A 19,509-nucleotide genomic window follows, 5' to 3' on the forward strand; every position below is an offset into this window, starting at 1 on the left:
CCTTCGGAGCGAACTTCGGATTCGATAAGGACACTAGCAAACTTATGATTCTAGTGTGCTTTATGAATGCGAAGTTCGTGAAAGTGGCTGCCGCGAAATCGCACGAACTTCGCATTCAGCACACTAGATGTGTTGCGCCATGATCTGGCCGGGCCGCGCGTCCGGCCGTGGCTCGATGTCGACCGACCAGAGATCGTGGTTGTCGACGTCCTTCAGCGTCACCGTCATCACGCCGGTCTTGCCGTCGATGTCGACGCGGCCGAAGAATTGCAGGCCGAAGCACGGCGCGAGATTGTCACCCTGCTCGGCCGAGCAGCCCTTCTGGTACATCGCCTTCGGGCCAAAGGTGTTGTCGAGCTCGCCCGGCGACCAGGTGCCGGCGTGCAGCGGGCCGGAGACGAACTCCCAGAACGGCTCGAACTCCTGGAACACCGCGCGGTTCGGATCATAATGATGCGCGGCGGTGTAGTGCATGTCGGCGGTGAGCCACACCGTATTGCGGACCCCGGCGCGCTTCATGAAGGACAACAGATCGGCGATCTCGTGCTCGCGCCGCGCGGGCGGGCCGTCGCCGAGCGCGACCGCATCCAGGCTGACGAGGCCGATCGGCAGGTCCGCCGCGATCACCTTCCAGACAGCATCCGACGCCACCAGCTCCCGCTTCAGCCAGGCAAGCTGGCTCTGGCCGAGGATGCAGGCCTGGTCCGGATCGCCCTGCTTGTTCCAGCTGGAATCGCGATAGGAACGCATGTCGATGATGAAGACGTCGAGCAGCGGCCCGTAGGAAATCTTGCGGTAGACGCGGCCATCGCGCTCCGGCATCAGCCGCATCGGCATGAATTCGTGGAAGGCGCGGCGTGCCCGCGCCACCAGACGCGAGCTGCCGTCCGCGTCGTAACCGGTCGCATCGGCGGTGCCGAGCGGCGACCAGTCGTCGGCCACCTCATGGTCGTCCCACTGCGCGAACATCGGCACCTCGGCGTGGAAGGCGCGGAAATTCTCGTCGAGCCAGTTGTATTTGTAGTTGCCGCGAAACTGATCGAGGCTGTGCGCGACGGCGGATTTTTCCTCGGTGACGATGTTGCGCCAGATCTCACCGTTGGAGAGTTTCTGCTCCGACGGCACCGTGCAATCGGCATAGATGTGATCGCCGGAATGGATGAAGAAGTCCGGACGCTCGTCCAGCATGGTGCGGTAGCTGCGCAAACCGCCGCGCGCGGGGTCGATGCCCCAGCCCTGCCCGACGACGTCGCCCGACCAGACGAACGACACCGAACGCCGATCGAGCGGCGCGGTTCGGAAATGCCCGATGCGGCTTTCGCCTGATGTGCCGTCGCGGTCCTCGAAGCGCACGCGATAGAACAGGTCCTGGCCCGGCGGCAGGCCGTCGAGCAACAGCTTGGCGGTGAAGTCGCGCTCGGGCAGCGCATCGGCAGTCGCGGCGCGCAGGATGGTGGCGAAGCTTTCGACAGCCGCGCATTCGATGCGCATCCGCGCCGCGCGATCGGCGCGGGCCCAGATAACAGCGGAATCGCTTGCGACGTCGCCGGACTGGATGCCCGCGATCGCGGGCCGATCCGCGGCGCGGCTCAGATATGGTCTTGCCAGCGCGCCGAATCCCGCCAGCGCGGCGGTCGACGCCGAGCGCACCAGAAGCTGACGCCGGGTGAGGCCTCGCCGCCTCGCGGAGTTCGCTGTCGGCATCGAATAACCTTCGTCGAATCGCAACGAAGGTTTTGCCTGCGCTCCTTGACTCCGGCCTTACGGTTTCTTGACTCTCCGCCGACGGTTTTGCGACGGCGGGATGACTCGGCCGGGAGATGGAGATCGGAACGGTGGCATCAGGGCGTCGAGCATACAAGCGCCAAACTCGTCATCCTGAGGAGGCCGCAAAGCGGCCGTCTCGAAGGATACATGGCCCCGGCTGTGGCCGATTCATCCTTCGAGGCTCGCTTCGCTCGCACCTCAGGATGACGGGTTAAGAATTGACACGCGAGTGGGAAAGCAGGCGCGCAGCGAGCCGCCTCACCGATGCCAGTTGCAGATGCCGCCGGTGCGGCACGGCCAGGTCTGGATCCGTGTGTCGCGGGCCTCCGCATCGAGCGGATTCGAGTGGCGGCGCGCGAGCTTGGCGCGGGCGGGAACGTGCGCGGCCGCGCGCTTCCGCTCATGCGGCGCGGTTACCTTGGTGGTCCGCACGGCCTTCTTCGGCTCGACTTTCGTCTCCTCGACCTGCGGCTCGACATTCGCATGCTGATCGGGGCCGTGGTCGGCCTTCGCCTCGACCGGAACCGGCTCGAACTGCGCCGGCGGGCCGAGCCGCTTCGGCGACAGCACCGCCTTGGAGAGATCGAGGCTGAAAAACTCGCTGGGGCCGTACTCGTCGGCCAACGCCACGCCACCCCAAGTCAGGCACGCGGTGCAAACGATTGCAACAAACGCCTTTTTCAGGACCATCAAACGGCCTCCTGAAATCACTCGAACAGAACAGCCGTCATGTAGGGGGCCCGGCCGCGCGAATCCAGCCGCTGCTTGCGGGCAGGGTTACCGGTCAACCAGGGCGGCCGTGGAAGGTTCCCCAGTCGCCACCTGGAGCCCTTTACGATTCCGATGGAATCGGAACGTAGCTCCAGATTCTTGTTTTGACGCGTTTTCTTAACGCGAACCGGTGGCCACTTCGCTCGAAAACGCTCTGCCCTATTCGGCCGCCTGCGCCAGCGGCTGGCCGATCGCGCGCTCCAGCCGCGCACATTCGGTGCGGTAGCGGGCCACGTTGCCTTCCTTGATGTGGCCATAGCCGCGCACGAGGTCCGCAGCCTTGGCCAGCGCCACGAGCCGCGGCAGGTCGAGCGGCTTCCTGCCGTCGAGATGACGCAGGATCATCGCCGAATACTCGACGGGCAATGCGCGCTCCATCTTGCGCTCGGCGGTGTAGCCGAAAATGTCGAAGGCGGTGCCGCGCAGGCCCTTCAGCTTCGCGAGCATGCCGAACGCGGTGAAAATCCACGGACCGAATTCGCGCTTCTGCAGCCGCCCGGTGACAGGATCGCGCTGGGCCAGCAGCGGCGGCGCCAGCAAGACCTTCAGACCGGAATTGCCCTCGAACTGCTCCCTCAAGGCCTTGCCGAACTCGCCGTCGGAATAGAGCCGCGCGACCTCGTATTCGTCCTTGTAGGCCATCAGCTTGAACAGGCCCTTGGCGAAGGCTTCGGTCAGGTCCTGCGAGCCCGGCGCGGCCGCCGCCTCGGCGGTGCGGACGCGCGCGACGTCGTCGAGATAGCGCTTGGCGTAGGCCGCGTCCTGATAGTCGGTGAGGAATTTGGCGCGGAAGGCGATCGCCTCGTCGAGCGTCTTCTTGGCCGGCGCAGCACCGGCGCTCTTGAAGCGCGCGGCGCTGACCACGCGCTGCAGGTCGTGCGCGGCGAGCCGGCCCCACGAGAACGCAGTCTTGTTCATCTCGATGGCGGCGCCGTTGAGCTCGATCGCCTTCAGGATCGCTTCCAGCGACAGCGGGATCGCGCCGCGCTGAAAGGCAAAGCCGAGCATGAAGGCGTTGGTGGCGATGCTGTCGCCCATCAGCGCGGTGGCAAGCCCGGTGGCATCGAGGATGTCGAGATCGCCAGGCGTCACCGCGCCGCTCAGCGCATCGCGCATCGAGCTGGCTTCGAAGTCGATATCGGGATCGATCACGAAGCTCGCGGTCGGCAAGAGATCGGCGTTGACGACGGCGCGGGTGACGCCGCGCTCGGCGCGGCTCAGCGCCGGCACGCTGGTGGCGACGACGAGGTCGCAGCCGAGGATCAGGTTGGCGTTGCCCGGCGCGATGCGCACCGTGGTCAGCATGTCGGAGGCGGGCGCGAGCCGGACATGGCTCATCACGGCGCCGTTCTTCTGCGACAGGCCGGTGAAGTCGAGCGTCGAGCAGGCGAGACCTTCGACATGTGCGGCCATGCCAAGCAGCGCGCCGATGGTGATGACGCCGGTGCCGCCGATGCCGGTGATCAGGATGTTGTAGGGATTGCTCAACGTGGCCACAGGCGGCGTCGGCAAATCGGCGAACAACGCCTTGGGATCGGCGGCAGCGCGGTCCGCCTTGCGCAGCTTGGGATCCTGCACCATCACGAAGCTCGGGCAAAAGCCCTCGATGCAGGAGAAATCCTTGTTGCAGTTCGACTGGTCGATGCGGCGCTTGCGGCCGAGTTCGGTCTCCAGCGGCTGCACCGAGACGCAGTTCGACGCCACCGAGCAGTCGCCGCAACCCTCGCAGACGCGTTCGTTGATGAAGACGCGCTTGGCCGGATCGGGGAACAGCCCGCGCTTGCGGCGACGGCGCTTCTCGGCGGCGCAGGTCTGGTCGTAGATCAGGACGGTGAGGCCCTCGATCTCGCGCAGGGTGCGCTGCACGGCATCGAGCTCGCGGCGATGATGGATGGTGGCACCCGACGGGAAATAATTGGCGGGATATTTGTCGGGATCGTCGGAGACGATCGCGAGCCGCTTGGTGCCCTCCGCCCAGACTTGGTGTGCGATCTGCGACACCGTAAAGCCGCCCTCGGCCGGCTGGCCGCCGGTCATCGCCACCGCATCGTTGTAGAGGATCTTGTAGGTGATGTTGACGCCGGCCGCGGCCGCCGCACGCAGCGCCAGCAAGCCGGAATGGGTGTAGGTGCCGTCGCCGAGATTCTGGAACACATGCTGTTCGCTGGTGAACGGCGCCTGCCCGATCCAGCTCACGCCCTCCGCACCCATATGCGAGATGGTCTGGGTGTTGCGGTTCGGCACCGACAGCGCCATGCCGTGACAGCCGATCCCGGCCATGGCGCGACTGCCCTCGGGAATCTTGGTCGACGAGTTGTGCGGGCAGCCCGAGCAGAAATACGGCGTGCGTTGCAGCTTCGCGGTGCCCGTGCCCTCGGCCGGGCGATCGAATGCCTCGAGTTTTGCCAAACGCTGCTCCAGCAGCGGGCTGCGGTGGCCGAGCCGGCGCAGCCGCGCGACGACGGCGGCCGCCACCATGGTCGGCGTCAGTTCGCCTTCGCTCGGCAGCAAGGGCGCGCCGCTCTCGTCGCGCTTGCCGACCACCGAGGGGCGCTTCGCGGCGTCCATGTTGTAGAGGATGCGGACCAGCTGGTCCTCGATGAAGCCACGCTTCTCCTCGACCACAAGCACATCCTGCAGGCCCTCGGCGAAGGCGCGCGCGCCGCGCGCTTCGAGCGGCCAGGTCAGCGCCACCTTGTAGATGCGCAGGCCGAGCGCCTGCGCATCGGCATCGGTGATGCCGAGATCGGCGAGCGCCTGGCGCAGATCGAGATAGGCCTTGCCGGTCGCCATGATGCCGAGCCGTGCCGGCTTGGAATCCAGCACGATGCGGTCGAAGCGGTTGACGCGGGCGAAGGCCGCGACCGCCTCCATCTTGGGCCCGTGCAGCCGGCGCTCCGCCTCCAGCGGCGGATCCGGCCAGCGGATCGAGAGCCCGCCCAGTGGCATCTCGAAATCGTCGGGCGTGATGATCTTGATGCGATCGGGGTCGCTGACGATCGAGGCCGAGCTCTCCACCGTCTCGGAGATCGCCTTGAAGCCGACCCAGCAGCCGGAATAGCGCGACAGCGCGAAGCCGAGGATGCCGAGGTCGAGATAATCCTGCAGCGTCGCCGGATTGACCACCGGCATCAGCGCCGAGGCGAACACCTGCTCGCTCTGATGCGCCAGGGTGGAGGATTGGCAGCCATGGTCGTCGCCGGCGAGCGCGATCACGCCGCCGTTCGGCGAGGTGCCGGCGGAATTGGCGTGCTTGAGCGCGTCGAGCGAGCGGTCGACGCCGGGGCCCTTGCCGTACCAGATGCCGAACACGCCATCGACCTTGGCGCCGGGGAACATGCCCACCTGCTGGCTGCCCCACACCGCGGTCGCCGCCAGATCCTCGTTGAGGCCCGGAACGAAGGCGATGTCATGCTCCTTCAGGAAGGATTTCGCCCGCCACAGCGCGTGGTCGTACATGCCGAGCGGCGAGCCGCGGTAACCGGAGATGAAACCGGCGGTGTTCAGCCCGTGCGCGCGGTCGCGTTCGCGCTGCAACATGGGCAATCGGACCAGCGCCTGGGTACCGGAGAGGAAGATTCGTTTGGTGTCCAACCGGTACTTGTCGTCCAGTCCCACTTCCATCAACGCCATCAGTTTCCCCGTCAGTCAGCCACGCCGGTCCGAACCGGTCTGATTATCTTCCGAATGATCATGCATCAGCATGCACTGATTTTGTTATGCATGAACAGCCCCGTTCCATGGCCGCAGCACATATCTCATGTTGCGCATGCGAGGCCTTGTTGCTCTGCGAGGCTTGTTGCTCTGCGAGGCTTTGTTGCTCTGCGAGGCTTGCCGAACCCCGGCATCTTTGAAACGGTGGCGCGCAAAGGGAGACCAAGGATGATTACAGTCGAATCCGCGTTCACGACGGAAATCGTGGAGAACGGCGATCTGCTGGTGGGTCCGTGGCGCAGCCCGAAGCAGATGCTGCAGGCCCAGACCTACGATTCCCACGCCTCGATTCACGACGACGCAACCGCGCAGAAGCTCGGCTTCCGCGGCGGCACGATCGAGGGACCGACCCATTTCAGCCAGTTCGCGCCGCTGTGCGAGCGGATCTGGGGCCGCGCCTGGTTCATGACCGGATGCCTCTCGGCGCATTACCGCAACCCGGTGTTCGAAGGCGAAGAGGTGCAGGCCCAGATCGAGAAGCCGAAGCCGGGCCAGACCGTCTGCACGATCGCGATGATCAAGCGCGACGGCACCGAGATCCTGCGCGGCACCGCCTCGATCGACGGCGACGGCAGGGAGACGGCGCTCAGCCACCGGCTCGGCGAATTGAAGCCGCTGACCGATCCCGTGATCCTCGCCGACATCAAGGTCGGCATGAAGACGCCGCGGCAGGCGATCAAGATGGATTTCGACCAGAACATGGGCGATCTCTATCCGTTTTCGCTCGCCGACAAGCTCAGGGTGATCACCGAGCCATCGGACTATTATTCGCTGGAACACAATCCCTGGGGCCGCGCCATCATCCCGATGGAGATGCTGAGCGTGCTGTTCCAGTACCGCGCGCGCGAAGACCGGCTGCCGGTCCGCGGCCCGGCGGTCGGGCTGTTCGCCGACCAGGAGATCCGTCTTTTGCGCGGGCCGCTATTCCCCGGCGAGACCTATTGGGTCGAGCGCGAGGTCGTGGCGCTCTCGGGCAGCAAGCGCACCGAGAGCATGTGGGTGCGCTCGAGCGTGTCCGATGCCGACAACGCCGTGGTTGCGACCATGCTGCTCAACGGCGCCAGCATGAAAGATTCCTACGCCAACTACGAAAGCGAGCACAAAGCCCTCTACGGCTGAAACAACAGCCGCCTCTTCCGCAAGCCGCCGAAACAAGGACAACAACAATGGCCCGCCTGCCCTATCTCGAAGCCGATCAGGTCGCTCCCGAATATCGCGACATGCTCAAGCGCAACACCAATCTGCACAAGCTGCTGGTGAACTCGCCGGACATGGCGCGCGCCTTCAACGGCGTCGGCGGCTATATCCGCTTCAAGAGCAAGCTCGATCCGCGGTTACGCGAACTCGCGATCCTGCAGGTCGGCTGGCTCGAGCAGTCGGAATACGAGTTCACCCACCATGTGAAGATCGGCAAGGAGTTCGGCGTCACCGACGAGGATATAAAGGGCCTGATCGCCGAAACCGAAGGCAAACCGTCGAAGCTCGAGCCGCTGGCGAAAGCGATCCTCAAGGGCGCTCGCGAGATGGTGCGCGAGCTCGCGATGTCGGATGCGACCTTCGCCGAGATCAAGCAACATCTCTCCGACGAGCACATGACTGACCTCGTGCTGACGATCGCGTTCTACTGCGCCGTGGTGCGCGTGCTCGCCACCATGCAGATCGACAACGAACTGCACTACAAGGAGGTACTGCAGCAGTACCCGCTACAGGGAGTGAAGTGACATGCGCCTGCAGGATCGCGTCGCCATCGTCGTCGGTGCCGGCCAGAGCCCCGGCGAGGGCATCGGCAACGGCCGCGCCACCGCGCTGACCTTCGCGCGCGAAGGCGCCAAGGTGCTGTGCGTCGATCACAATCTGGCTTCGGCACAGGAAACCGTCGATCTGATCGCGGCCAAGGGCGGGACTTCAGTCGCCTTCAAGGCCGACGTCACCAAAAATGCCGACATCAAGGCGATGGTGGCAGACGCACATGGCCGCTGGGGCAGCGTCGACATCCTGCACAACAATGTCGGCGTCAGCCTCTCCGGCGGCGATGCCGAACTGCTCGATATATCAGAGGAGGCGTTTGATCGCTGCGTGGCGATCAATCTGAAGAGCTGCATCCTCGCCGCCAAGCATGTGATCCCGATCATGCGCGCGCAGCAGCGCGGCTCGATCATCAACATCTCGTCGATGGCCGCGATCACGACCTATCCCTACGTCGCCTACAAGGCGACCAAGTCGGCGATGATCGCCTTCACCGAACAGCTCGCCTACCAGAATGCGCAATACGGCATTCGCGCAAACGTGATCCTGCCGGGATTGATGAACACACCAATGGCGGTGGACACGCGCGCCCGCGAATTCAAGAAGAGCCGCGCCGAGGTCGAGGCCGAGCGCGATAGCAAGGTGCCGCTGCGTCACAAGATGGGCACCGGCTGGGACGTCGCCAATGCCGCGCTGTTTCTCGCCTCCGATGAGGCCAATTTCATCACGGGTGTGACGTTGCCGGTCGATGGCGGCGCAAGTGTGCGTCGCGGTTAACCGCGACGACTAACCCGATTAATCCAGGTGATTAACCCGGCTAATCGAAGCGATTAACCCGGTTAATCGAGTTGATTAACCTATGTGACGATGTGCGGTTAATCACTGTGACATCACGCGTCAATGCGCCGCAATGATTCGAAAAAATTGAAGTATTCCAATGACACGGCGATGTGACGACGCGTCCACATAAATCGAAATCCTGACTCGTTGTGGTCGCACGAAATTCATCTGCGCTCTGTATCTCGCACGCCAAGAACTCCTGGAGTGCCTGGACCGATGAGCGAAGAATTCGAACTCAGACCCGATCAGTGGGATGCGCTGAAAGCGTTGCGGGCTCCCGCAGCAAACCCTTCACGGCTGAACCGGTTTGCCGTCGAAAGCCTGGTCACGCTCGGCTATGTTGCGGTGCGAGGAGACTCGTTCGAGCTGACGCCCGCGGGCCGCAAGGTGCTGGTCCGCGGTTCGTCACTGCTGCTGCTCGATATCGCAGCCTGATCCTTCGAAGCTGACATCAAGCTTACACACGCGGCATCATGCCGCGTGTGCTTTTCCGGGGATGGTCGTCTCGCCGTGCTGCGTCAGCGGCTTCATCCCGGTGAGGCTGCGCAGCAGCACATAGAACACCGGCGTCAGGAACAGGCCGAACACCGTGACGCCGATCATGCCGGAGAACACCGCGACACCCATTGCCCGCCGCATCTCCGAGCCCGCACCGGTCGACAGCACCAGCGGCAGCACGCCCATGATGAACGCCATCGACGTCATCAGGATCGGCCGCAACCGCAGCCGGCTCGCCTCGATCGCGGCACGGATCGGTGACCGCCCGGCGAATTCGAGCTCGCGCGCGAATTCGACGATCAGGATGGCGTTCTTGGCCGACAATCCGACCAGCACGATCAGGCCGATCTGGGTGAAGACGTTGTTGTCGCCCTTCGACAGCCAGACGCCGAACATCGCGGCCAAGAGGCCCATCGGCACGATCATGATGATCGAGAGCGGCAGCGCCAGGCTCTCATAGAGCGCGGCGAGCACCAGGAACACCAGGAGGATCGCCAGCGGAAACACCCAGATTCCGGAATTGCCGGCGATGAACTCCTGATAGGTCAGGTCGGTCCATTCGAAAGCGAATCCGGGCGGCAGCGTTTCGGCCGCGATCCGCGTCGCCGCCTCCTGGGCCTGACCGGAGGAATAACCCGGCGCGGCGGCGGCGTTGATGTCCGACGACAGGAAGCCGTTGTAGCGGATCGCACGCTCCGGCCCCGCGCTCTGGCGGACCTTCAGCAACGCCGACAGCGGCACCATGTCACCTGACGACGAGCGCACCTTGAGCTGCCTGATGTCGTCGGCACGCGCGCGGAACGGCGCGTCCGCCTGCACATAGACCGAATAGGTGCGGCCGAATTTGTTGAAGTCGTTGACGTAGTAGGAGCCGAGATAGATCTGCAGCGTGTTGAAGACTTCCGTGACCGGCACGCCGAGCTGCAACGCCTTGGTACGGTCGATGTCGGCGAACAGCTGCGGCACGTTGACCTGGAAGCTCGAGAACACGCCGGCGATCTCCGGCGTCTTCTGCATCGCCGCCATGAACGCCTTGGTCGCGTCGTTCAGCGCCTCATAGCCGAGGCCGGCGCGGTCCTCGATCTGCAGCTTGAAGCCGCCGATGGTGCCGAGGCCGTTGACCGGCGGCGGCGGGAACATGGCGATGAAGGCGTCCTGGATGCCGGCATATTTCTTGTTCAGCGCCGCCGCGATCGCCGGACCGCTGAGCGAGGGATCCTTGCGCTCGTCGAACGGCTTCAAGGTCGAGAACACGATGCCGGCGTTGGAGGAGTTGGTGAAGCCGGAGATCGACAGGCCGGGGAACGCCACCGAGCTTTCGACGCCGGGCTGGGTCAGCGCGATGTCGCTCATCTTGCGGATCACTTCCTCGGTGCGGTCGAGCGTCGCGCCATCGGGCAGCCGGGCAAAGCCGACCAGATACTGCTTGTCCTGGCCGGGCACGAAGCCGCTCGGCACCTGCTTGAACAGCACGCCGGTCAGGCCGATCAGCAACACGTAGAGGCCGATCACCACGGCCTTGCCGTAGATCACCTTGGTGACGGTGCGGCCGTAGTTCTCGGAGGACTTAGTGAAGACCTTGTTGAAGCCGCGGAAGAACCAGCCGAGCGACCTTTCCATGACCCGGGTCAGCCAGTCCTTCGGCTCATGATGCCCTTTCAGCAGCAGCGCCGACAGCGCCGGCGACAGCGTCAGCGAATTGATCGCCGATATCACGGTCGAGATCGCGATGGTCAGCGCGAACTGCTTGTAGAACTGCCCGGTGAGGCCGGAGATGAAGGCGAGCGGCACGAACACCGCGATCAAGACCAGCGCGATCGCGATGATCGGGCCGGACACTTCGCGCATCGCCTGGTTGGTGGCATCGCGCGGCGACAGGCCGGACTCGATGTTGCGCTCGACGTTCTCGACCACGACGATGGCGTCGTCGACCACGATGCCAATCGCCAGCACCAGGCCGAACAGGCTGAGCGCGTTGATCGAGAAGCCGAACACATGCATCACCGCGAAAGTGCCGACGATCGACACCGGAACCGCGATCAATGGGATGATCGAGGCGCGCCAGGTCTGCAGGAACAGGATCACGACCAGCACGACGAGCGCGACCGCCTCGAGCAGCGTGTGGATGACGGCCTCGATCGACGAGCGCACGAATTGCGTCGGATCGTAGACGATCTGGTACGACACGCCTTCCGGCATGTTCTTCTTGATCTCGGCCATCGTCGCGCGAACATGGTCGGAGATCTCCAGCGCGTTCGAACCGGGCGCCTGGAAGATCGGGATGGCGACCGCCTGCTTGTTGTCGAGCAGCGAGCGCAGGCCGTATTCGGAGGCGCCGAGCTCGACCCGCGCGACGTCGCGCAGCCGCACCACCTCGCCGGCCGAACCGGTCTTGACCACGATGTCGCCGAACTGCTCCTCGGTCGACAGCCGTCCCTCGGCGTTGACGGAGAGCTGGAGGTCGATGCCCTTGACGCTGGGCGAGGAGCCGACCACGCCGGCGGCAGCCTCGACGTTCTGGGCCTGGATCGCGCGCACGACGTCGCTCGCGGTCAGCGAATGCTCGGCGGCCTTCTGCGGATCGACCCAGACCCGCATCGAATAGTCGCCGGCGCCATAGAGCTGGACGTCGCCGACGCCGTCGATCCGCGCCAGCCGGTCCTTGACGTTGAGCACCGCGTAGTTGCGCAGATACGTCATGTCATAGCGGTTGTTCGGCGACAGCAGATGCACGACCATGGTGAGGTCGGGCGAGCTCTTCTTGGTGATGATGCCGAGCTGGCGCACCACGGCCGGCAGGCGCGGCTCGGCCTGCTGCACGCGGTTCTGCACCAGCTGCGTCGCCTTGTCGGGGTCGGTGCCGAGCCGGAACGTCACCGTCAGCGTCATCGCGCCGTCGGTGGTCGCCTGGCTCGACATATAGAGCATGCCTTCGACGCCGTTGATCTGCTCCTCGATCGGGGTCGCGACGGTCTCGGCGATCACCTTCGGATTGGCGCCGGGATAGGTCGCGCGCACCACGACCGACGGCGGCACCACGTCGGGATATTCCGAGATCGGCATCGCCAGCAGCGAAATCAGGCCGGCCAGGAAGATCAGGATCGAAAGCACGCCGGCGAAGATCGGCCGGTCGATAAAGAATTTTGAGAGATTCATGGCTCCGCCCCCGCGCGCAGCGCCTAGCGCTGCACGACGTGCTGGTTGGTTTCAGTGGATGCCTGCTGCATGCCGCGCGCGCCCATCTCGGCGACGTCCATCTTCAGAAGCGCACCCGGACGCACGCGCTGCAGGCCGTTGACGACGATGCGGTCGCCGGATTTCAGGCCGGCGGTGACGATCCGCAGGCCATCGACCGCGCCGCCGAGCGTGACGGAGCGATAGACCGCGCGGCTGTCGTCGCCGACCAGCATGACGAACTTCTTGTCCTGGTCGGTGCCGACGGCGCGCTCGTCGATCAGCACCAGCGTCTGCTGCTTGGGCTGGCCCATGCGGACGCGGGCGAACTGTCCGGGTATCAATCGGCCGTCATCGTTCTTGAACACGGCGCGGACGCGGATGGTGCCGCTCTGCCCGTTGACTTGGTTGTCGATCAGCTGGATGTGGCCCTTGGCGCCGAGGCCGCCTGACGTGACCATGTCGACCGGGATCTGGTCGAGATTGCCGCGCTTGCCGGAGGCGTCCGCGATCGAGTTCAGCGCGCGCAGCACGACTTCCTCGTCGGCATCGAAGCTCGCATAGATCGGATTGACCGAGACCAGCGAGGTCAGGACCGGCGAAGACGTACCTGCCGCGACGAGATTGCCGACGGTGACCTCGATCCTGCCGACCCGGCCGTCGACCGGCGCCCGCACCTCGGTGTAGTCGAGATTGAGTTTGGCCGTCTGCAGGGCGGCCTCGGCGGCCTTGACGTTGGCGACTGCCTCGCGATTGGCGTTGTCGCGCTGGTCGAAATCGCGCTTGGTGACGATGTTGTTGCCAACCAGCTGCGCGCCGCGCTCGACTTCGCTCGTGGTGAACACGACGCGGGCCTTGGCGGCCTCGAGCTGCGCCTGGGCGCGATCGACCTCGGCGGCGTAGGGCGCAGGGTCGATCTTGAACAGGATATCGCCGGACTTCACCAGCGCGCCCTCGGTGAAGTTGGTCGAAAGGATCGCGCCCGCCACCCGCGGCCGGAGCTGAACCCGGTCGACGGCTTCGAGCCGGCCCGAGAAGTCATCGAACAGCGTGGTCGGCCGCGGCTGGATCACGGCAACGGTGACCGGGACGGCCGGCTCGGGGGCCGCGGCAGTCGCGGTCGCCTGTGCGGCATGAAAATAGTGGCCGGTCGCGATCGAGCCGGCCACCGCGACGGCGCCAAGGATCACGATACCGCCGACGACACGTCGGAAGCGGCCGGAACGGGGATTTTGGGTTGACGAGGGCATTCACGCGCTCCAGATATCTGTAGTGTTCGCTACAGATGTGGAGCTGGACGCCGGTTCGCAAGATACTTATGTATCGAGCACTATGAATTTCTTATCTCATTCATGGGGAAATGGGAAGTCGCGGAAAAACATCACGTGCAACAAGAGGATAAGCCAGGGACAATCCGTCATAGAAACGGCACCCGGCTTACGGAGCAACGAAATATGGGAATGGGACGCCCCCGCGCTTTCGACGCGGACGCCGCTTTGGACCAGGCCATGGATGTGTTCTGGCGCCATGGTTACGAGGGCGCGACGATCGCCCAGCTCACCGAGGCGATGAATATCAATCCGCCGAGTCTCTATGCTGCCTTCGGCAGCAAGGAGGGCCTGCTGAAGGCCGCGCTCGACCGCTACACCGAGAAGCGCGACGCCTGGATGGAAAAGGTCTTGGGCGCCGCCACCGCCCGAGAGGTGGCCGAACGATTTCTCATGGAGCACGCGGACGCCCAGACCGATCCCGCCAACCCGCCCGGCTGCCTGCTGGTGCAGGGCGGCCTTGCCTGCGGCACCGGCTCGGAGAATGTTCCATTTGAACTGGCAGCGCGCCGCACCCGAACCGAGGACCAGTTGCATGAACGTTTTGTCCGCGCGAAGGCCGAACGCGACCTGGGTGAAAACGCCGATCCGGCCACCCTTGCCCGCTATCTCTCCGCGGTGACATCAGGCATGTGCGTGATGGCCTCCTCGGGCGCCGACCGCAACGCGCTGCGCGAGATTGCAGCGGTGTCGCTGAAGGCGTTTGATGAGCAGGCGAAGGGGTAGAGCAGTTCACGTCAAGCGCCTGCGAGCCCCAACGAAGTTGGGAGTGACCGGGGATGAATCATTGGACCGGCTGGCTGCCGGGTCTCACCACGCTGCGTCGATATCAAGCGGCGTGGCTCCCACACGACATCGTCGCCGGGCTGGTGCTTGCGACCATGCTGGTCCCGGTCGGCATCGCCTATGCGGAAGCATCCGGCCTGCCCGGCATCTACGGGCTCTATGCGACGATCATCCCGCTGCTCGTCTACGCGCTGTTCGGGCCGAGCCGCATCCTTGTCCTTGGGCCGGACTCGGCGCTTGCGGCCATCATCCTCGGCGTCGTGGTTCCGCTGTCGGGCGGCGATCCGATGCGTGCGGCAACCCTGGCCGCCATGATGGCGGTCGTCTCCGGAACGATATGCATCGTCGCGGGCATCGCGCGGCTGGGATTCCTGACCGAGCTTCTCTCCAAGCCGATCCGCTACGGCTACATGAACGGCATAGCGCTGACCGTGCTGATCAGCCAGCTGCCAAAGCTGTTCGGCTTTTCCATTGAAGGCGATGGACCTCTGCGCAGCCTCTGGGCAGTCATCGGAGCAATCGTCGATGGAAAAACGAATTGGGCGACCCTCGGGATCGGCGTTGCGACGCTGGCGGTGATCCTGCTGCTCGCCCGGAACAAGCGGCTGCCGGGCATTCTGATTGCCGTCGTCGCGGCGACGGTCATCACCGGCGTTTTCGATCTCGGGGCACGCTTCGGCGTGACAGTCCTGGGTTCGCTTCCCCAGGGACTGCCGGGATTTGCCATTCCCCGGATCGGCTATGGCGACATCGTGCAGGTGCTGATCGGCGGCAGCGCCGTCGCGCTGGTGTCGTTCGCCGACACCAGCGTGCTTTCGCGCGCCTATGCGGGACGATTGGGCGATCGTGTTGATCCCAACCAGGAGATGGTGGGGCTCGGCGCGGCCAATCTGGCGGCCGGCTTTTTTCAGGGTTTTCCGATCAGCAGCAGCGGATCGCGCACGCCTGTTGCGGAAGCTGCCGGAGCGCGCACGCAATTGACCAGCGTCATCGGCGCGCTTGCCATCGCCTTTCTGCTGCTGATAGCGCCGAACCTGCTCCAGCACTTGCCCAACGCCGCGTTAGCCGCCGTCGTCATCGCCGCCGCGCTCGGCCTGTTTGAGGTCGGCGACCTCAGGCGAATCTACCGCATTCAGCAGTGGGAGTTCTGGCTATCGATGGTCTGCTTTGTCGGCGTGGCCGTGCTGGGCGTGATTCCCGGAATAGGCCTCGCCATCGTGCTCGCCATCGTCGAGTTCTTGTGGGACGGCTGGCGGCCGCATTCCGCCGTGTTGGGCCGCGCCTCCGGCGTGAAGGGCTATCACGACATCACGCGATACCCGGATGCGCGCCAGATCCCCGGGCTGGTGCTGTTCCGGTGGGATGCGCCGCTGTTCTTTGCCAATGCCGAGTTCTTCAAGGAACGTGCGCTGGATGCGGTGGCGAAATCTCCGACGCCGGTGCGCTGGCTGGTGGTCACGGCCGAGCCGGTCACCAGCGTCGACGTGACCGCGGGCGACATTCTCGCCGAGCTCGACGAGGCGTTGCACGCACAGAAGATCGAGCTGTGCTTTGCCGAGCTCAAGGATCCCGTCAAGGACAAGCTGAAGAAATTCGGCCTGCTGGCGCAACTCGGCGAGAATAACTTCTTCCCCACCATCGGCGTGGCCGTTGCGCGCTACCTCGAGATCAATGCTGACGTGACCTGGGAGGACTGGGAAGACCGGGCCGAAGCCTAGGTCTAATCCCAGCCATCCGCGCGGATCACCACATCGTCTGCCGCGCGCGCTCCGGCCATTCGCGATCGTATTTTTCGCCGCCGACCGTGTGCTCGCTCATCTCGGCGAGGATCTGGCCCGGCGTCGGCAACGCCTTCGGATCGACCCGCTTGTCCGGATTCCAGAGATCGGAGCGCACGATCGCGCGGGCGCACTGGAAATAGATCTCCTCCACATGCATTACGATCACCGTGCGCGGCGCCTTGCCTTCCATCATGAAGGAGGCGAGCAGCTCCGGCTCCGCCGTGACATAAGCGCGGCCGTTGACGCGCAGCGTGCTGCCCGAGCCGGGAATCAGGAACAGCAAGCCGACGCGGGGATCGCGAACGATGTTGCGCAGCGAATCGCAGCGATTGTTGCCGCGGCGATCCGGCATCATCAGCGTCTTCGTATCATGGATGCGCACGAAGCCCGGCAGGTCGCCGCGCGGCGAGCAATCGAGCCCTTCGGGGCCTGCGGTCGCAAGCGACACGAACGGCGACTTCTCGATGAGCACACGATAGAGCGGCGTCACGTGATCGGCGACCTTCACGGTCGACGCGTCGTTCGGGAAGCCGTAGATCGCCTCAAGTTGCTCGACCGTTTCGATCACCGACATTCGTGCCGTTCTCCTCTTCTTTTTGACGCGTTTTCTTGACGCGAACCGGTATCCACTTCGCTCGAAAACGCTCTATTCGTCCCAGCGTTCGCCTTTGATGATGCGGACAAGCTGTCGCGCATGATAGTCGGCGGTGCCGGAATTGACGATGGTGAAATCGGGCGTCGACGTACTCTCGTCGACGGTGCGGGCCAGCCGCTGCTCGAGAAGGCCGTCGCTGCTGCGCGCCCGCATCGCGAGCCGCGCGGCCAGCACATCCGGCGGCGCCGTGACCAGCACCACGACAGCATTGGCATAGTTGCGGCGCGCCGCCGCAATCACGGTGCGCGAGACGTTTGCGATCACGGTGCGTCCTGCAGCGATATCGTCGTCGATCGACCGCGACAGCGCGTACCGATGGCCGTGCGCTTCCCAGTGCATGGCGTAGTCACCGGCGGCTACCGCGCGCTGGAAGGTTTCCGCGCTGACCTCCTCATTGTCCTCCGACGCCGAGGCCTGGCGGGTGATCAGCCGGCGGGCAAACACGACATCGCGATCATCGCGACAGGCCGCTTTGGCGAATCCCAGCAGCGTGTCCTTGCCGGCGCCGCTCGGGCCGACCACCAGGATCAGCCGGCCGGGACCGATTCCGGCGCGCCGATCGGCGACGACGGATGCATCGGTCATGCGACCCTCCCCCCTTCGCGCCAGACGCTGCGCACGACAGGCAGATCGCGCGCGACGTGCACGCGGATCAGGTCGGCGCGCCGGCCGACCGCGATCTCGCCGCGGTCGTTGAGCCCGACCGCCTCGGCCGGTGTCTTGGTCACGGTGCGGACGGCGGAAGCGAGATCGATTGCCGGCACATGCCGCGGCAATTGCAACGCCGCCATCAGCAGGCTGGACGGGATGTAGTCCGACGACAGGATATCGAGCATGCCCTCATTGGCGAGATCGACGGCCGCGATATTGCCGGAGTGCGAGCCGCCACGCACCACATTCGGCGCGCCCATCAGGATGTCGATGCCGGCGGCGTGCAAGCCCCGCGCAGCTTCCATCGTGGTCGGGAATTCCGCCACCGCGACCTTGTCGTTGACGGCGTCGACCACGTTCTCGTCAGTGGTGTCGTCATGGCTCGCCAGCGGGATCCTGTACTCATGCGCCAGGGCGACGATAGCGCGGGTGTTCGCAACAGCATATTCCTTCTGATAGGCGAAGCGGCGCGCGAACAGCACGTCGAGCTGGGCGTCGGTCATGCCGCCGCCCTTGCCGCGATAATAGTCGCGCAGCTTCACCTCGTCGCGGAACTGGCGCTGGCCGGGCGTGTGGTCCATCAGCGACATCAGCCGCACGTCCGGCCGGTCGATCAGTTCCTTGGCCTCGGCAACGACATCAGGCATCGGCACTTCGCAGCGCAGATGCAGGAAGTGATCTGCGCGCAGCAGATTCTCCTCGCGCGCCGCCGCGATCGCCGCCGCCAGCACGCCGGCGCGGCCGTCGACATCCTCGGCACCGTCCTCGCGCCAGACCCGCAGCGAATCCAGCACCGTGGTGATGCCTGAGGTCGCAAGCTGACCATCATAGGAGATCACGGCCGCGACCGGATTCCAGAACACCTTCGGCCGCGGCACATAGTGCATCTCGAGATGGTCGGTGTGCAGCTCGATCAGCCCGGGCATCAGGAGGTCGCCGCCGGCATCCTCGGCGGCCTCGGGCGCCCTGCCCTCGCCGAATTCCGCGATCCTGCCGTCGGATATCGCGACCCAGCCCTGCTCGATCACGCGATCGGCGAGGACCAGCCGGGCGTTGCCGATGATGGTGTCTTGCTTGGCGGTCATTTCAAACGGTCCTTCAGGCAGCAGCGGCGAACGAGGTCACATCGACGATGCGGTCGGCAATCAGATGACGGATTTCGTCGTCATGGACAATCGCGACCATCGCGACGCCCTTGGTTTTCTTCTCCGCGATCAGCTCGACCACCACGGCGCGATTCGCCGCGTCGAGCGAAGCGGTCGGCTCGTCCAGCAGCAGGATCGGCAGGTCCGAGATGAAGCCGCGCGCAATGTTGACCCGCTGCTGCTCGCCGCCGGAGAAGGTCGAGGGCGGCAAGGTCCACAGCCGCTCCGGAATGTTGAGCCGGCGCAGCAGCTGGCCGGCGCGCGTGCGGGCCTCCTCGCGCGCCACGCCGTTGACGATCAAGGGCTCGGCAACGACGTCGATCGTCGCCACCCGCGGCACGGCGCGCAGGAACTGGCTGACATAGCCGATGGTCGAGCGGCGGATGCTGAGCACCTGACGCGGCTCGGCGGTGGCGAGGTCGACAACCTTGCCGTGATGGCGGATGCCGATCCGGCCGCTGTCACAGCGATAGTTGCCGAAGATCATTTTCAGGATGGAGGATTTGCCGGCGCCCGACGGGCCCGACAACACCACGCACTCACCCGGATCGGCGTGGAACGAGACGCCGCGCACCACGGGCAGCTCGACGCCGCCCTGCAGATGCATGGTGAAAGTCTTCTCGGCGTCGGCAAGTTCGATCATCGCGGTCATT

The 19,509-nt window shown here is 65.0% G+C and carries 15 protein-coding genes; 6 read left to right on the top strand and 9 right to left on the bottom strand.

Features of this window, described 5'->3' with window-relative positions; genetic code table 11:
* Window positions 1-123: 123 nt before the first annotated feature.
* The 3 genes from AC1VNY_RS36250 to AC1VNY_RS36260 all read right to left on the bottom strand — a co-directional run bounded on the left by AC1VNY_RS36250 (window position 124) and on the right by AC1VNY_RS36260 (window position 6,171).
* Window positions 124-1,704, bottom strand: a complete 1,581-nt coding sequence (locus AC1VNY_RS36250; RefSeq protein WP_482408753.1) for an alkaline phosphatase D family protein — start codon at window positions 1,702-1,704, stop codon at window positions 124-126.
* Window positions 1,705-2,025: 321 nt separating this feature from the next.
* A complete protein-coding gene (locus AC1VNY_RS36255; RefSeq protein ID WP_482408754.1) occupies window positions 2,026-2,457 on the bottom strand; it encodes a hypothetical protein in 432 nt (143 codons plus the stop codon).
* A gap of 240 nt (window positions 2,458-2,697) precedes the next feature.
* Window positions 2,698-6,171, bottom strand: coding sequence for an indolepyruvate ferredoxin oxidoreductase family protein (locus tag AC1VNY_RS36260; RefSeq protein ID WP_482408755.1), 3,474 nt, complete (start codon window positions 6,169-6,171; stop codon window positions 2,698-2,700).
* A 249-nt stretch (window positions 6,172-6,420) separates the two neighbouring features.
* Between AC1VNY_RS36260 and AC1VNY_RS36265 the strand changes: the two genes are divergently transcribed.
* From AC1VNY_RS36265 to AC1VNY_RS36280, 4 genes are all read left to right on the top strand, one after another.
* Window positions 6,421-7,371, top strand: a complete 951-nt coding sequence (locus AC1VNY_RS36265) for a hypothetical protein (protein ID WP_482408756.1) — start codon at window positions 6,421-6,423, stop codon at window positions 7,369-7,371.
* Between the two features lie 47 nt (window positions 7,372-7,418).
* The gene (locus tag AC1VNY_RS36270; protein WP_482408757.1) at window positions 7,419-7,973 is read left to right on the top strand and encodes a carboxymuconolactone decarboxylase family protein; all 555 of its coding nucleotides are present in this window, start codon (window positions 7,419-7,421) and stop codon (window positions 7,971-7,973) included.
* Window position 7,974: 1 nt separating this feature from the next.
* Window positions 7,975-8,775, top strand: coding sequence for an SDR family NAD(P)-dependent oxidoreductase (locus tag AC1VNY_RS36275; RefSeq protein WP_482408758.1), 801 nt, complete (start codon window positions 7,975-7,977; stop codon window positions 8,773-8,775).
* 279 nt (window positions 8,776-9,054) lie between these two features.
* Window positions 9,055-9,273 carry a hypothetical protein gene (locus AC1VNY_RS36280; RefSeq protein ID WP_016845043.1) on the top strand — a complete coding sequence of 73 codons (219 nt, stop codon included), beginning with the start codon at window positions 9,055-9,057 and terminating at the stop codon, window positions 9,271-9,273.
* Between the two features lie 36 nt (window positions 9,274-9,309).
* On the opposite strand, the gene AC1VNY_RS36285 is transcribed toward AC1VNY_RS36280, so the two are convergent.
* A complete protein-coding gene (locus AC1VNY_RS36285; RefSeq protein WP_482408759.1) occupies window positions 9,310-12,492 on the bottom strand; it encodes an efflux RND transporter permease subunit in 3,183 nt (1,060 codons plus the stop codon).
* A 23-nt stretch (window positions 12,493-12,515) separates the two neighbouring features.
* Entirely contained in the window at window positions 12,516-13,760 is a 1,245-nt protein-coding gene (locus AC1VNY_RS36290) for an efflux RND transporter periplasmic adaptor subunit (RefSeq protein ID WP_482408760.1), read from the bottom strand.
* A gap of 204 nt (window positions 13,761-13,964) precedes the next feature.
* On the opposite strand from AC1VNY_RS36290, the gene AC1VNY_RS36295 reads away from it, so the two are divergent.
* Both AC1VNY_RS36295 and AC1VNY_RS36300 read left to right on the top strand, forming a co-directional pair.
* Window positions 13,965-14,564, top strand: coding sequence for a TetR/AcrR family transcriptional regulator (locus AC1VNY_RS36295; RefSeq protein WP_482408761.1), 600 nt, complete (start codon window positions 13,965-13,967; stop codon window positions 14,562-14,564).
* Window positions 14,565-14,617: 53 nt separating this feature from the next.
* Window positions 14,618-16,342, top strand: a complete 1,725-nt coding sequence (locus AC1VNY_RS36300; protein ID WP_482408762.1) for a SulP family inorganic anion transporter — start codon at window positions 14,618-14,620, stop codon at window positions 16,340-16,342.
* 25 nt (window positions 16,343-16,367) lie between these two features.
* Here the strand turns inward: AC1VNY_RS36300 and AC1VNY_RS36305 are convergent, their stop codons facing one another.
* From AC1VNY_RS36305 to phnL, 4 genes are all read right to left on the bottom strand, one after another.
* A complete protein-coding gene (locus AC1VNY_RS36305; protein WP_482408763.1) occupies window positions 16,368-16,979 on the bottom strand; it encodes a pyridoxamine 5'-phosphate oxidase family protein in 612 nt (203 codons plus the stop codon).
* 72 nt (window positions 16,980-17,051) lie between these two features.
* Entirely contained in the window at window positions 17,052-17,645 is a 594-nt protein-coding gene (gene phnN, locus AC1VNY_RS36310) for a phosphonate metabolism protein/1,5-bisphosphokinase (PRPP-forming) PhnN (protein WP_482408764.1), read from the bottom strand.
* Window positions 17,642-18,796, bottom strand: coding sequence for an alpha-D-ribose 1-methylphosphonate 5-triphosphate diphosphatase (locus tag AC1VNY_RS36315; RefSeq protein ID WP_461193911.1), 1,155 nt, complete (start codon window positions 18,794-18,796; stop codon window positions 17,642-17,644). Before AC1VNY_RS36315 ends, phnN begins: the two co-directional genes overlap by 4 nt.
* Window positions 18,797-18,809: 13 nt before the next feature.
* Window positions 18,810-19,508: a phosphonate C-P lyase system protein PhnL gene (gene phnL, locus AC1VNY_RS36320; protein WP_482408765.1), complete on the bottom strand. Its 699-nt coding sequence runs from the start codon at window positions 19,506-19,508 to the stop codon at window positions 18,810-18,812.
* Between the last annotated feature and the right edge of the window lies 1 nt (window position 19,509).

The organism is Bradyrhizobium ferriligni, assembly GCF_056837965.1.